Consider the following 14,447-nt stretch of genomic DNA (forward strand, 5'->3'; position numbering starts at 1 on the left):
AGCTCGGGCAACAAGAAGCCGGCCTACACCTCGGTCCTCAACGCCCTCAACGCCGCCGACCCCAACCCGACCCCGACCCCCACACCGACCGTCACCCCGACCCCGACGCCCACACCGACCGTCACCCCGACTCCGGGTCCCGGGGCGTGCGCGGCGACGATCACGACGACCAACAACTGGCCGGGCGGCTTCCAGTCGACGGTGACGGTCAGCGCGGGCAGCGCGCCGGTCAACGGCTGGACCGTGCGGTGGACCTGGCCCGGCGGGCAGACCATCAGCAGCCTGTGGAGCGGCCAGCACACCGTGTCCGGCTCCAGCGTGAGCGTCCGCAACGCCGCGTACAACGGCTCCATCGCGGCGGGTCAGTCGACCACCTTCGGCTTCACCGCCAACGGCACCGCGGCCACCCCCACGGTCACCTGCACCAGCCCCTGATCCGATCCGGACCGGGCCGGGCCGGGCCGTGGTTTCCACGGCCCGGCCCGTGCGTCACGTCAGCTCTCCGGCTCACCCCACCCCCGTGGGGTGAGCCGGTTCTCCACTTCGGGGAGTGGTCCTTCCGGCAGCGGTCTTTCCGGGAGGGGAGCGGCGGGGCATCCGAGTCGGCGGACACCCCGCCGCCGCTCATCGCCGGGGCTTCTGCGGAATCCTCGGCAGGACGTACGGCGGTCCGGAGAAGGCCAGGTCCGCCTTGACGACGTTGTAGGCGCGCTTGGGCCGGTAGGACTCGTCGTACAGGGTGGCCAAGCCCTCCGGGGGGTCGGAGAACCAGCCGGGCACCCAGGAGTGCCGGTCGGTGAACCCCCAGACGGTGTAGGACAGGCAGCGACGGTTGGCCAGGCACGCCTGCAGGAGCACGCTGTAGTTCGCCGCCGACGCCTGGAGGCGGGGGTTGATCTCGTTGGAGTCGCCCGCCCGCACGCCTTCGGTCATCTGGCTGCGCACGTCCACCTCGGTGAACGCCGTGGCGAGCCCGAGGTCGGAGAAGGCGTCGAGCACTTCGAGCACCTGGAAGGCGTCGAAGTTGCCGTACTGGGTGCCGAGGTGTCCCTGGCTGCCCACGCCGTCGATGGGGACGCCGCTCGCGCGCAGCTGCCTGACCATGTCGTAGACGTACCAGGTCTTGTCGGAGGGTCCGCGGTCGCCGAACGCCTCGATGTTGTAGTCGTTGTAGAACAGCAGGGCGTTCGGGTCGGCGGCGCGGGCCCAGCGGAAGGCGTCGGCGATGTAGCCGGGGCCGAGGTGCTGCGCCCAGAAGCCCTTCAGGTGGATCGACGACGGGGTGTCCCACGGATCGCTGGCCGCCTCGTTGACGACGTCCCACTGCGAGATCTTGCCCTTGAAGTGCTTGACGACGGTGGTGATGTGATTGCGCAGGATGTCGCGGAGCTGCGCCTTGCCGATCGTCCCGTCCTCGACGCCCTGGGTGAGCCAGGCCGGCAACTGGTTCTGCCAGACCAGCACGTGCCCGCGGACCTGCTGCTTGTTCTTGCGGGCGAAGTCGACCAGCTCGTCGGCCGGGGCCCAGTTGTACGTGCCGCGGGTGGGCTCGAGCGATTCCCACTTCATGGCGTTCTCGGCGGTGACGGAGGAGAACTGCGAGGCGGCGAGCGCGCGGTACTGCGGATCGGCCGCGTCGCGCAGGACGTCCATGTCGATCGCGGTGCCGATGGCGAGACCGTGGCGGGCGGCGAGCGCGCGCAGGCTCTGCTCGCCGACCGCGGGGTGCCGCTCCTCCGCCAGGACGGGAACGGCGTTCAGCGTACCGGCCAGCATGAGCGTGGTCGCACCGACGGTCAGGAAACGCTTCATAGAACTCCCTCGGGATCGGTCCCCCGAAACTTTCGGTCCATAAGCGAAAACAATCGTATTAAAGCTTTCTTCAAGAGGAAAGGCCGATACCGGAACCCCGAAACATCGCGAAAATCAATAACGGGCGGGAGGCACCCGGTCGAGAGGGCGTCGGCGGCATCACGCCGCCCGGTCCCGGAAGGCCGGTTGGCGCACTCCAAGGCGTCGTCACCTGCTTCTCTGTCCCGTACCGCGATCGCGGGCGCGCCTGCGCCGCCAGGCCCGGCCCGCCGGTGTCCTTCCGGCCCGGCCGTGCCTCGACCGGCCGGAGTCAGGGCGTCGTGGGAAGTGAAACTTTCAAAATCGCCGGCCTTCCGGCGGCCGGGCGGCACCGCTGAACAACCTCGACCTCGCGCGTCGGGTTTTCGCTGATGGAGAGGCTGATATCTTCCACGGCGGGAATGTGCCGTTCGCGGGTAACCGCATCCACGCGGCAGCGAGACGTCCGAAACTTTCTCGGCATGTCCTTGACACCTTTCCGGGCCTTTCCCACACTTGGGTGCCGAACGGGGCGCGCCGCCTTCACTCAATTGTTAGCGCAAACATACGGTGACCGCCCTTACTCGGGCCGACGGCGGCCGTCGCGGCGATCACGTTCGGGGCGGTGGCGGCCGGAAGGGGGACTCTCGTCGGCGGGCCAGGTACGCAGCGGGACGAACAGCCACGGAAACCATTGAGCCGCCTCAGCCAGACCAGCTTCACCTGCTAGCAGCATCCGGATGGCACGATCTCGGGAGGGTCCGTGGTACGGATCGTCATGGCAATCGCTCTTCTCGGCACGTCACTGGTGGCCGTGGCCGGGCAGGCCGCGGCCGGGCAGGTCGCGGCCGCGCCTGTCATCACCGTTTCAGACAATGTGCGTTATCAGGAGATGGACGGCTTCGGCGTCTCCACGGCGTTCCGCCGGGGTGAACTGCTGCGCAACCTGTCGACGGCGCAGCAGAACGACGTCTTCCGCCTGTGGTTCGACCGCGAGACCGGCGCGGGGCTCAGCATCCTGCGCCTGGGCATCGGCGCCGCACCGGCCGGCAGCCCGTACGACAAGATGGTCTCCATCCAGCCGCAGAACCCCGGCGGGCCCGACGCCCCGCCGAAATACGTGTGGGACGGCGACGACGGCGCCCAGGTGTGGGTGTCGAAGGTCGCGCAGTCGTACGGCGTGAACCGCTTCTACGCCAACGCCTGGAGCGCCCCCGGCTACATGAAGGACAACGGGAGCGAGAACAACGGCGGCACCCTCAAGCCCGAGTGGCGCGCGGCCTACGCCCGGTACCTGATGCAGTACACGAAGTTCTACGCGCAGGAAGGCATCAAGATCACGGACTTGGGGTTCACCAACGAACCCGACTACACGTCGACCTACGAGTCCATGCGCTTCACCCCGGCCCAGGCCGCCGCCTTCGTCAAGGTCCTCGGCCCGCTCGCGACCGATGTCAAGATCGCGTGTTGCGACTCCTTCGGCTGGGACCAGGGCAAGGCCTACACCAACGCCATCGAGGCGGACTCCGAGGCCCGCCGCTGGGTGTCCACCTACACGGCGCACACCTACGCCAGCCAGATAACGAGCCCGCAACCCGGCAACAAGCGGACCTGGATGTCGGAATGGGGTCCCGACGGGAGCACCTGGAACGAGAGCTGGGACGACGGGAGCGGTCAGGACGGCTTCACCGTCGCCCAGGCCATCCACCAGGCTCTCACCGTCGGCAACGTCAGCGGCTACATCTTCTGGCTGGGGGGCTCCTCGGGAGCCACCCGGGCGCTCATCCAGATTGACCCGGCGGCGCGGACCTACCGCGTGTCCAAGCGGCTGTGGGCGATGGCGGCGTACAGCCGGTTCATCAGGCCGGGCGCGGTCCGGCTCGGCACGTCGACGAGCAACTCGTCGCTGAAGGTGTCGGCGTTCCTCAACTCCGACGGATCGAAGGTCGTCGGGGTGCTGAACACCGGCAACTCGGCCATCACCTGGGACGGCCTGCAGGGCGGCACCACCGCCTACGTCACCGACAACTCCAACTCGCTCACGAGCGCCACGGTCACGGGCGGCGCCGTCACCCTCAGGCCGCGCTCCCTCACCACCGTCGTGATCGGCGGGCCCACGCCCACGCCGACCCCCACGCCGACGCCGACTCCGACCCCCACGCCGACGCCTACCCCCACGCCTACCCCGACCCCCACGCCGACTCCGACCCCCACACCCACGCCGACTCCCGTCCCCGGTGGGTGCACGGCGACGATCCAGACGGTGAACAACTGGGGTGGCGGCTTCCAGTCCAACGTCACCGTGCGCGCCGGTTCCAGCGCGATCAACGGCTGGACGGTGAGCTGGACCTGGCCCGGCTCGCAGTCCGTCAACCAGCTGTGGGGAGGCGTACGGTCCGGCTCGGGCGCGGCCGTCACCGTCCGGAACGAGACCTGGAACGGCAGCCTCGCCGCCAACGCCACCACCACGTTCGGATTCACCGCCAACGGAACCGTCGCCACACCGGTACTGACATGCGGGGTCTCCTGACCCGACCGGCCCGACGGTGGCGCGCCGCCGCTCCCTCCGCGTGACGGGGAGCGGCGGCGCCCTTCGCCCGGTTCACGGCACCGGTGATACCACCGTCACCGTGCCGACGGCCGGCCGAAAGCGAGGTGTCAGCCCACGCGGCAGGAGACCGTCGGCCAGGTCCAGTCGCCGCCGTGCATGACGGTGAAGCCGAAGGTGTTGCCGCTGCCGTTGGGGCGCATCGTCATGACCTTGCCGCTGCCGTCCCAGGTCGGGCTGCCGTTCCAGGTGCTGCTGACCCGATGGGCGTTGCGCAGGGTCACCGTGACGATCCAGCTGTTGCTTCCCGAGACGTTGACCGACAGGTTGAACCGGTCGCTCCACTGCTGGCCGGCGGCGACGGCGGCCGTGCAACTGCCGCCCGGCGGGTTCGTCGGCGTCGGCGAGGTGGTCGGGGTGCCGCCGTCAGGTGCCACGGCCCTGCCGGTGGAGGGCGAGATCATGCCGGCGCACAGGTTGCGGCTCCTCAGGTTCGCGGCGATCTGCGGGATCGCGTTGAGCGTGGTCGCGTACTGGTCGTGCATCAGGATGATCTGGCCGTTCTGCAGCCGTCCGGCGGCCTGCACGATCTGGGCGGTGCTCGCGCCGTTCCAGTCCTGGGAGTCGACGTCCCAGATGATCTCGGTGAGGCCGAGCTGCTGCGCGACCGACCTCACGGTGGCGTTGGTCTCCCCGTACGGGGGCCGGAAGAGCCGGGGCGCGGTGCCCGTGGCCTGCTGGATGGCCTGCTGGGTCCGCTGGAGCTCCGACTGGATCTGGGAGCTGCTCATGGCGCCCAGGTGGGGGTGGGTGTAGCTGTGGTTGCCGATCCACATGCCGGCGTCTCGCTGGGCGCGGACCAGGGCCTGGTTGTTCTGGGCGTTCTGCCCGGTGTTGAACATGGTGGCCCGCAGGCCGTTCTGCCGCAGCGCGTTCAGCAGGTTGGCGGTGTTGCCGGGGTTGGGGCCGTCGTCATAGGTGAGCCCGACATATCCGGCGCTGCAGTCGGCGGCCTGTGCCGCGGGGGACGAGGTCACGGCGAGCGCCGCGCCGAGGACGGTGAGAAGACCCATCACGAGTGAACTCCGGATACGTGAGCGGCGTACCCGGCTTCCGCCGGTGATGGTCGCGTTGTCGATCACTCTGTTCCTCCACTGGAACACCGATCGGTGGGGACGGACGCACGTACGGCTGCGGCGTAACGCGTACGGAATGCGCAGGACCGCGTTGAACTGCGGTTCTGCCGCAAGGTCACCCGGGTGGGACGAGCGGTCCTGCCTGGTGAGTCATTCTGTGTATTGTCACGAAACCTGTCAAGAAAGCATCGAAATATTTCGGTAACATCGGCCGGTCTTTGACTGTGCCGAAGAAGCTTTCATTGGCCGACCTCGACACCGATGGGCGAGTAAGGGGCGACGAACAGGAGAAATGCCCTTTCGGGGAATCGTAATCAAGATCATATTTCCGATATATTTCTGAAAGTTGTTGACAGCTCAGCGTGCCAAACCCACACTCTCACCATCGACAGGCCCCAACCGCTGTCGATCCGGGTCACCCGCCGCGCGGCCTGGTCCTCCGGTCGTCGACCGCACGACGCCCGGCCCGCCCTGCAGTGTTGTACGACCCCGGCGCGCGGTGAACGTCATCGTGGCCACCGCCCGCCCCGCCGGGTCGTATCACGCTGCCCGCCCCACCGGCCTTCACCAGGAGGAAGCACGCATATGAACGATGCCCTCGTCCCCCCGAAGAGCCGCGGGCGTGGTCGCGCCAGGCCGCTCGTCAGCCGTGTCTGCGCCGTGGCGCTGGCCATGGCCGTGGCGGTGCTGCCCGGCCCCGCCTACGCGGCCATCACCACCAACCAGACCGGTACCAACAACGGCTACTTCTTCTCGTTCTGGACCGACAGCCAGAACACGGTCTCCATGGAGCTGGGGTCCGGCGGCAACTACAGCACCTCGTGGAGGAACACCGGGAACTTCGTCGCCGGCAAGGGCTGGAGCACCGGCGGGCGCAGGAGCGTGAACTACTCGGGCAGCTTCAACCCGTCCGGCAACGCGTATCTCACCCTCTACGGGTGGACGAGAAACCCGCTCGTGGAGTACTACATCGTCGACAACTGGGGCACCTACCGGCCCACCGGGACGTACAAGGGCACGGTCACCAGCGACGGCGGCACGTACGACATCTACCAGACGACGCGGTACAACGCTCCGTCCATCGAGGGCAACAGGACGTTCAACCAGTACTGGAGCGTCCGCCAGTCGAAGAAGACCGGCGGCACCATAACCTCCGGTAACCACTTCGACGCCTGGGCCCGCAACGGGATGAGCCTGGGCAACCACGACTACATGATCCTCGCCACAGAGGGCTACCAGAGCAGCGGGAACTCCAACATCACGGTCGGCGGTTCCTCCGGCGGCGGCGGCGGCGGCGGTGGCGGCGGCGGTGGCGGCGGCTGCACCGCGTCTCTCTCCGCGGGCGAGCAGTGGAGCGACCGCTACAACCTCAACGTCGCGGTCAGCGGATCGAGCAACTGGACCGTGACGATGAACGTCCCGTCCCCCGCGAAGGTCCTCTCCACCTGGAACATCAGCGCGAGCTACCCCAGCGCCCAGGTGCTGACCGCCAGGCCCAACGGCAGCGGCAACAACTGGGGCGTGACGATCCAGCGCAACGGCAACTCGACCTGGCCGACGGTCTCCTGCAGCGCGGGCTGACCCCGGCCCACCCCTCACGGCGCGGCGGCCCGACACCGCCGCGCCGTCGAGGACCGCGCCGTTCGCCCCGGGCACCTGACACGAGTGTGCCCCGGACGCGCCCCGGTGCTGGGACACCTCGGTCGTCCCATTCCTGGTCTTCCGGCCGGATACGCGCTCGCCCGGCAGCCCGCCGGGATCCGGTCGGAAACGGTGGCCCCGCTCCACTGGGGAGTGGGGGCGGGGCCACCACCGCTTCGCCTGACCGCGAGGAACCTGACCGCGAGGAACCTGACCGTGAGGAAGCGGCCTCCCGCGCCGATGACGGCGTTGCCGGAGATCCCGCGGGCCCGGGAAACGAACGACACCGCGGGGCGTCCGACGTACGGACGCCCCGCGGCGGCGCTACCTGACAGGGCGGGCCGGGCCCGCCGTGGCGATCAGCTTCCGTAGACCTCGAAACTGAACAGGGAGTAGCCCCACGCCGTGCCCCGGGTGGTGCCGTAGATGCGCACGTACCGGGCGGAGTTGCTCAGGCCGGTGTTGTTGTCCTCACCGCCGTTGCCGCCGGTCACCGTCCGGGCGGTGGTCCAGGTGGTGCCGTTGGGCGAGGTCTGGATCTGGTACGCCGACCCGTAGGCCGCCTCCCACACCAGGCGCACCCGGTTGATCGTGTACGTGGCGCCCAGGTCGACCTGGATCCACTGAGGGTCGGAGAACGCGCTGGCCCACCGGGTCGTCGCCGACGCGTCCACCGCGGCCGAGGCCGGGTAGGCGGCCGCCTCCACGCTGGACGCCGTCGCCGGCTTGTTCAGCGCGAGGTTCGACGTCGGCGGGGTGCCGCTGGTGAACGTGAAGGAGTCGATGTCGAACAGCGAGCCCGTGCCACCGGTGAAGACCAGGAACAGCGTCGTCGTCCCCGACGGCGGCGTCACGGTGCCGGTGACGTTGACCCAGTTCTCCCAGCCGCCGGTCGGCGCGACCGTGGCCGTGCCGATCACCGTCCCGGTCGCCGAACCGGCCCGCAGGGTGAGCGTGCCACCGGTGCCCGCCGACGCGACCCGGGCCGTGAACGACGTGACACCGCTCAGGTTGTACGGCGTGAACGAGATCCAGTCCCCGTTCTCGATGTGTCCGACCGCGTTGCCGCCGTTGGCCGACGCCTTGGCCACGATCTGCACACCCTGCTGGGCGCCGTAGTGCTCGGCCTGGCGGGTCCGCGGCTGCAGGACGGCCTGCGGCGCGTGGACGGCCGTGGTCGAGCCGACCGGGGTGTACTCCGCGTCGAAGACGCCGAAGATGTTCGCGTTGGCGTCGTGCTCACCGTCCACCGGGGTCTGGACGGTGCCCGAGCAGCCGGTCGCGCTGGTCATCTGGTGACCGTGGCTGTCGTGGCCGAGGATGTAGTTGATCTTCACCCGGCTGCAGTCGACGGTCGGGGCGTTCGGGTCGCTGACGCTGATCTGGAACGGGATCGCGTCGCCGAAGTTGAACACCCGCCCGTTGAGCGGCAGGTTGAGGGTGACCGTCGGTTGCCCGACGCTGATCGTGGTGCTCGCCGTGGCGCTGCGGCCGGTGTTGTCGCTCACCGTCAACGTCGCCGTGTACGTGCCGTTGGCCGTGTAGGTGAACGACGGGTTCGCCGCGGTCGAGTCGGTGCTGCCGTTCGTCGTGAAGTCCCACGCGTACGTGATCGGGTCGCCGTCCGGGTCGGTGCTCCCGGCCGAGCTGAACTGCACGGCGAGCGGCGCGTTGCCGGCCTTCGGGTTGGCGTTGATCGCCGCGATCGGCGCCTGGCCGGTGCCGGAGTTGTACTCGATCCTGTACACCGCCGAGTTGGCGTCGCCACCGAACCAGCCGGTGCCGTAGTCGAGCACGTACAGCGCGCCGTCCGGCCCGAACTCCATGTCCATCACCTGGGTGCCGGTCCAGGTGGGGAAGGGCTCGATCGAGCCCACCCCGCCACTGGCGTTCAGGGTGACCGTCTTGATCCACCGCCGGCCGAACTCGCCGATGAACACCTTGCCGTTCATCGACGCCGGGAACTTCACGTCCGAGACGAGCCCGGCGTCGTAGTTGTAGACCGGGGCGTTCATCGGCGACCAGCTTCCGCAGCACAGCTCCGACCGGTCCTGGCCGACTCCGTACGGCAGCCAGGCCGCGCGCGAGGCCGGGAGCTGGGTGATGCCGGTGTTGTTGCGCGAGTTGTTCGTCGGCCCGCCGGCGCAGTTGAACGCGGAGCCCGAGGGCCCGGACGGGAACGTGAAGTCGATGTACGGCACGTTGAACTGCGAGCAGTACGGCCAGCCGTAGAAGCCGGGCTGGGTGATGCGCTCGAACGAGACCGACGCCGCCGGGCCCCGGGTGGCGCTGGCGCTGCCCGCGTCCGGCCCGTAGTCCCCCAGGTAGACGATGCCGGTGGCCTTGTCCACGTTCATCCGGAACGGGTTGCGGAACCCCATCGCGTAGATCTCGGGCCGGGTGTTCGCGGTGCCCGGCGCGAACATGTTGCCCGCCGGGACGGTGTAGCCGCCGCCCGCGCTCGGCTTGATCCGCAGCACCTTGCCGCGCAGGTCGTTGCTGTTGCCGGAGGTGCGCTGCGCGTCGTAGGCCGGGTTGCGGTCGGTCCGCTCGTCGATCGGCGTGTAGCCGCTGGAGTCGAACGGGTTCGTGTCGTCGCCGGTGGAGAGGTAGAGGTTGCCGGCCGCGTCGAAGTCGATGTCGCCGCCGACGTGGCAGCACATGCCGCGGCTGGTGGGGACGTCGAGGACGGTGACCGCGGAGGCCGCGTTGAGGGTGTGGTCCGCGTTGACCGTGTACCGGGCCAGCCGGTTCACCCCGTTGAACGGGGCGAACTGGGCCGCCGTCCCCGAGGCCGGCGCGTCACCGCCCGGAGTGGACAGCGGCGGCGCGTAGTAGACGTACACCCACCGGTTCGTCGCGAAGTTCGGGTCCGCCTTGATGCTCTGCAGGCCCTCCTCGTCGTGCGTGTACACCGGGATGGTGAGAGCCACCTTGGTGTTGCCCAGCACGTCGGTGTAGCGGATCACGCCGTCGCGCGACGTGTGCAGCACGCCCCGGTTGGGCAGGACGGTGAGGCCCATCGGCTCGCCGGTCTCCGCCGCGCCCTTGGCCAGCGTCACCTGGGTGTAGCCGGGCGCCGCGAGGGCCGCGGGCGCCGCTGCCTTCGAGACGGTGCTCGGTGCGGCCTGTGCCGGTGGAGGACCCAGGCTGAGGGCGGTCGCCAGTACGGCGACGCATGCGACGAGTTTTCTTAACATGATCGGTGGTGCTCGCTTCCTGTAGTACGAGTCCATACAGGCGTGCGCCGATCACGCCAACGACGCGGAGAGGCGGGGGGAATCCCTCGGCGACGTCGCTCGGACAAACTGTGACCTCTATGGGTAAAACAGTCAACAGTTCTCTGTCAGGGGTTGTGAGTGGCCTCGTCTTCGAGGCTTCGAGCGCCGCGGGGCTGTGGCGAACCGTCAGGCGACCGCGTGCGGACACGTTGGAGGGCATCACGAAGGCGGCCGTCACCGGCCGTCGCGGTCGGCCATGACGCCATGACGCGGGGACGCGGGGACGGCGCCGGGACGAGGGGGTCGCCCCGCTCGCCGGCCGGGGAATCAGGCGGCCGGCGAGCACCGGTGTTGTCGGCGCGTACCGGCCTCCACCGGTAGGTGACGAGCGGGACCGGGTCGGCGGAGCGGTCGGCGTACGCCCTCGCCGACCCGGCTATCTCCCTTGCGCCGGCGGCGCGGCGCCAACCTGGCGCCGCGCCCGCCGTCAGCAGGTCGCGGTGGTACGGATCGGCAGTCGCATGACGACCTCCAGGCATTCGAGGGGGTGGGGGTGTGGGGGCCGGCCGATCACCGATCGCGGTGCGGGGCCGCGGTCGGTGGAAGTGCGTGGTCAGGTGCGGTGGTACGAGTACGGAGTGAGCCGGGGCCGTGGGAACCCGGTGATCGGTAGGGCCCGCGAGCCTGCCTCGGCCGCCGTCGCCGTACGGTGCCGAGCCCTGCGGGTGAGGTGGTTCGCTCCCGGCCGCTCCGGCTCCGGCTCGACGGCCGCGCGCCCGCGCGGTGATTCGAGTCGACCGATCCCGGCCTCGGGCAGCGACCTCTCGCCGCGCGAGGGACGAAGAGTGCGGTGCTGCAATCGCAAATCGCTGCACCTCCTGAACTTTCGCTATCTTTGCGGCTCATTCGGTCATTCTGCTGCGATCTTAAAATGTTACGTGCAGACTGTCCAGATATTACGGCCGACTTCGTCAGACTTTCGTCGTGCCGCGACGAAAGTCTAGTCTCGTTGGTCGAAACTCTCCGATGCGGCACAGAGAAGCGGCAGGACACTGGAGTGATCGCCCAGTGCGACCTCAAGGTCTCCCAGCACCGGACGGCCCTGCGGGCTGCTGCCGACCCCTATAGCGGTCACCTCGCGGATCCGGTAGGCGGAGCATTCTCATGTTGTGAGACCGAATAGCCGGAGCGCGTCGGCGGGATGGCTGCGGTAGTGGTCGGTGGCGGCGATGTTGGTCCAGCCGATCAGGCGGGCCAGGCCGATGGCCAGATCGCGCAGCCTCGCCATGACCTGTGGGGCGGGCGCCGGTCCGGACGCGGGAGGCGTCTTCGCGGATGTGGCGCAGGGCCTCGATGTCCCAGTGGCCGCGGATCAGTGCGGCGAGGTGGGCGTGGGTGGCCCGGCCGGGTGGCAGGCTGGTGATCGTGGAGATGGTGACGAACGTATGCGGTCACCGCACCAGGTTCGTGCCGCTCGTCACCAAGGCATGAAAAAAGCATGATCCGAAAACTGGAAATGTCAGGGGGCCGTTCTGAGGGCGAACATGAAAAAGCCCTGAGTCTCTGACCTGCTGAGACTCAGGGTTTCCCTGGTGTCCGAGGGGGGACTTGAACCCCCATGCCCCGCAAAGGGCACTAGCACCTCAAGCTAGCGCGTCTGCCTATTCCGCCACCCGGACGTGGTGCCTGCACGCGGGACCGTCATCCCGCGTCGGCGGACTTAGGTTAGCAAACTCTTGAGCCGGCGTCATATCGGTAAGCGGGCGGGCAAGGGCGAGGTGCCGGGAAGGGGGGTCCGGCGGCAGGATGGGAGGTGAAAGCCGTACCGAACCCCAAGGAGTCCCACATGACGGCACTCAACGCTGAGGACGAGGTCGTCGGGCTGTGCCGCGACCTGATCCGGATCGACTCGACCAACGCGGGCGACAACTCGGGACCCGGTGAGCGGGCCGCCGCCGAGTACGTGGCCGAGAAGCTGGCCGAGGTCGGGCTGGAGCCGAAGATCCTGGAGTCGGACAGCCGCCGGGCCAACGTGATCGCCCGCATCGCGGGGGAGGACTCCTCCCGTGACGCCCTGCTGCTCCACGGGCACCTGGACGTCGTCCCCTTCAACGCGGACGACTGGACCCGGCACCCGCTCAGCGGCGAGATCGCCGACGGCTGTGTCTGGGGACGCGGCGCGGTCGACATGAAGGACATGGACGCGATGATCCTCGCGGTCGTACGGCAGCGGCTCAGCGAGGGCCGCCGCCCGCCGAGGGACGTGGTGCTGGCGTTCACCGCAGACGAGGAGGCGGGCGGCGCGTACGGCGCGCAGTGGCTGGCCGACGAGCACAAGGACCTGTTCGACGGGTGCTCCGAGGCGATCGGCGAGGTGGGCGGGTTCAGCGTCTCCATCGACGAGGCGCGCAGGCTCTACCTGATCGAGGCCGCCGAGAAGGGCATCGCCTGGATGCGCCTGACCGCCACCGGCAGGGCCGGGCACGGATCCATGCTCAACGCCGAGAACGCGGTCACCGAGCTGGCCGAGGCGGTCGGCCGCATCGGCCGGTACGAGTGGCCGGTCCGGATGACGCGGACGGTCAGGACGTTCCTTGAGGAGACCTCCAGGGCCCTGGAGCTGGAACTCGACCTCGACGACGCCGAGAAGACCGTCGCCAAGCTGGGGCCGCTCGCCAGGATGATCGGCGCCACGCTGCGCAACACCGCCAACCCCACGATGTTGGAGGCGGGCTACAAGGCCAACGTGATCCCCCAGGCCGCGACCGCGCACGTGGACGGCCGCTTCCTGCCGGGGTACGAGGACGAGTTCTTCGAGACGCTCGACGGGCTGCTCGGCCCCAACGTGACCAGGGAGTTCGTCTACCACGACATCGCCGTCGAGACCGGCTTCGACGGGCCGCTGGTGCGCGCGATGGCCGACGCCCTCGTCGCAGAGGACCCGGGCGCGCTGGCCGTGCCGTACACGTTGTCGGGGGGCACGGACCTCAAGGCGTTCAGCAGGCTGGGCATCCGGGGGTTCGGGTTCGCGCCGCTGAGGCTGCCCGCGGACCTGGACTTCTCCGGGATGTTCCATGGCATCGACGAGAGGGTCCCGGTGGATTCGCTCCAGTTCGGAGTGCGGGTCCTTGACCGTTTCCTGGACGGCTGCTGAGTCGTTCCCGGGAAATCCGTTGCGTTGACTCGATGTGGTGCTAGCGTAACTCTCCGTTGAGGGATGGCTCGTGTCCAAACGGGCCCGTCCAGGAGCTTTGGGGAGGTCACGTGGCACGTGTGCCGCACGGACAGTGGAGGGCGTCCTCGCCCGCTGTCCGACGCGCGCCCGTGGCCCTTCCCGTCGACGACACGATCCCCGACCGGGCTGACCGGATGGCGCGGTTCGCGGCCGGCACTCGGCGGGGCGTCGAGCAAGCCCTCGCTATCGGCGGTCTCCTGGCCGCCGCATGGCTGCTCGCGGTCGTCTTCGGGCTTCTCGGCGCCGCTCCCGCGATCGCGGACACCACCGCGACGACAGGAGAGGCCGGCTCCCGGACCCCTCACACAGCCGCTTCCGGATCGGCTTCCAGAGCCGATGTCTTCCCCACGGTCAGCGGCGGGCTGTCGGCGACGCACAACGCCGAAGCCATGGCGGGGCGAGGTGTGGACGGGCTCACCAGCCAGTCCAAGCCGGGGTTCCCGGTCCCCGCCACCGTCGAACACGGCTCTGGCGCCAATGGATTCGTGCCCCAGAGCGGTGGTGGATCCGGCCTCTCAGGACCGGGTCCGGGGGATGTCGCGTGGTTCGCCTACGACCCGCGGCAGATGACGCAGCGTGTCCCGCCGGCGTTCGTGCTCCCCCCTGTCGTCCGCACAGCGGCGGACGATCCTTCTTTCTCTCCTGACTGATCTCGTCTCGCGGACCGGCCCATCCCCTCTCGGGTGACCCGCCGGTCGCGGAGCCTGCCTTCATCCTCCGTCCCCAGGAGAACCGCTCCGTTCGGTGAGCGACCAGCAGGCAGCAGAAAAGGCATTTCCCATTCCTCGTGACGGTCCGTCGGGGCCTCCGCTGTGCGGGCCTGTCCGGCCTTCGCA

Annotated in this window: 9 protein-coding genes and 1 tRNA gene; 5 read left to right on the plus strand and 5 right to left on the minus strand. The window is 69.1% G+C overall.

Going from position 1 to position 14,447, the window contains the following annotated elements; all coding sequences use genetic code 11:
• Positions 1-435 (plus strand): cellulose binding domain-containing protein (locus tag AB0G15_RS15085; RefSeq protein WP_362839330.1); only part of this gene is annotated, 435 nt, incomplete at its 5' end.
• A gap of 189 nt (positions 436-624) precedes the next feature.
• Here AB0G15_RS15085 and AB0G15_RS15090 read toward each other — a convergent pair.
• Positions 625-1,812, minus strand: a complete 1,188-nt coding sequence (locus tag AB0G15_RS15090; protein WP_362839333.1) for an endo-1,4-beta-xylanase — start codon at positions 1,810-1,812, stop codon at positions 625-627.
• 796 nt (positions 1,813-2,608) lie between these two features.
• On the opposite strand from AB0G15_RS15090, the gene AB0G15_RS15095 reads away from it, so the two are divergent.
• Complete coding sequence (locus tag AB0G15_RS15095; RefSeq protein ID WP_362839336.1) at positions 2,609-4,360, plus strand: cellulose binding domain-containing protein; 1,752 nt, start codon at positions 2,609-2,611, stop codon at positions 4,358-4,360.
• A gap of 128 nt (positions 4,361-4,488) precedes the next feature.
• On the opposite strand, the gene AB0G15_RS15100 is transcribed toward AB0G15_RS15095, so the two are convergent.
• On the minus strand, positions 4,489-5,451 hold the full coding sequence (locus AB0G15_RS15100) for a polysaccharide deacetylase family protein (protein WP_362839338.1): 963 nt from the start codon (positions 5,449-5,451) through the stop codon (positions 4,489-4,491).
• A 648-nt stretch (positions 5,452-6,099) separates the two neighbouring features.
• Between AB0G15_RS15100 and AB0G15_RS15105 the strand changes: the two genes are divergently transcribed.
• On the plus strand, positions 6,100-7,095 hold the full coding sequence (locus AB0G15_RS15105) for a glycoside hydrolase family 11 protein (RefSeq protein ID WP_362839341.1): 996 nt from the start codon (positions 6,100-6,102) through the stop codon (positions 7,093-7,095).
• A 419-nt stretch (positions 7,096-7,514) separates the two neighbouring features.
• Here AB0G15_RS15105 and AB0G15_RS15110 read toward each other — a convergent pair whose 3' ends face one another.
• From AB0G15_RS15110 to AB0G15_RS15120, 3 genes are all read right to left on the minus strand, one after another.
• Entirely contained in the window at positions 7,515-10,355 is a 2,841-nt protein-coding gene (locus AB0G15_RS15110) for a carbohydrate-binding protein (protein WP_362839344.1), read from the minus strand.
• Positions 10,356-11,538: 1,183 nt separating this feature from the next.
• The gene (locus AB0G15_RS15115) at positions 11,539-11,664 is read right to left on the minus strand and encodes a hypothetical protein (RefSeq protein ID WP_362839347.1); all 126 of its coding nucleotides are present in this window, start codon (positions 11,662-11,664) and stop codon (positions 11,539-11,541) included.
• A 302-nt stretch (positions 11,665-11,966) separates the two neighbouring features.
• Positions 11,967-12,055 (minus strand) — tRNA-Leu (locus AB0G15_RS15120).
• Between the two features lie 167 nt (positions 12,056-12,222).
• Between AB0G15_RS15120 and AB0G15_RS15125 the strand changes: the two genes are divergently transcribed.
• Both AB0G15_RS15125 and AB0G15_RS15130 read left to right on the plus strand, forming a co-directional pair.
• Complete coding sequence (locus tag AB0G15_RS15125) at positions 12,223-13,530, plus strand: M20/M25/M40 family metallo-hydrolase (RefSeq protein WP_362839350.1); 1,308 nt, start codon at positions 12,223-12,225, stop codon at positions 13,528-13,530.
• 119 nt (positions 13,531-13,649) lie between these two features.
• On the plus strand, positions 13,650-14,261 hold the full coding sequence (locus AB0G15_RS15130; RefSeq protein ID WP_362839352.1) for a hypothetical protein: 612 nt from the start codon (positions 13,650-13,652) through the stop codon (positions 14,259-14,261).
• Positions 14,262-14,447 lie beyond the last annotated feature (186 nt).

Source organism: Streptosporangium sp. NPDC023825, assembly GCF_040639575.1.
In the GTDB taxonomy this organism is placed as follows: Bacteria; Actinomycetota; Actinomycetes; order Streptosporangiales; family Streptosporangiaceae; genus Streptosporangium.

Coding starts and splice junctions, on each gene's coding strand:
- AB0G15_RS15095 (WP_362839336.1), top strand. CDS start 2,609: ATGGCAATCGCTCTTCTCGGCACGTCACTGGTGGCCGTGGCCGGGCAG.
- AB0G15_RS15105 (WP_362839341.1), top strand. CDS start 6,100: ATGAACGATGCCCTCGTCCCCCCGAAGAGCCGCGGGCGTGGTCGCGCC.
- AB0G15_RS15115 (WP_362839347.1), bottom strand. CDS start 11,664: ATGGCGAGGCTGCGCGATCTGGCCATCGGCCTGGCCCGCCTGATCGGC.
- AB0G15_RS15100 (WP_362839338.1), bottom strand. CDS start 5,451: ATGGGTCTTCTCACCGTCCTCGGCGCGGCGCTCGCCGTGACCTCGTCC.
- AB0G15_RS15125 (WP_362839350.1), top strand. CDS start 12,223: ATGACGGCACTCAACGCTGAGGACGAGGTCGTCGGGCTGTGCCGCGAC.
- AB0G15_RS15110 (WP_362839344.1), bottom strand. CDS start 10,355: ATGTTAAGAAAACTCGTCGCATGCGTCGCCGTACTGGCGACCGCCCTC.
- AB0G15_RS15090 (WP_362839333.1), bottom strand. CDS start 1,812: ATGAAGCGTTTCCTGACCGTCGGTGCGACCACGCTCATGCTGGCCGGT.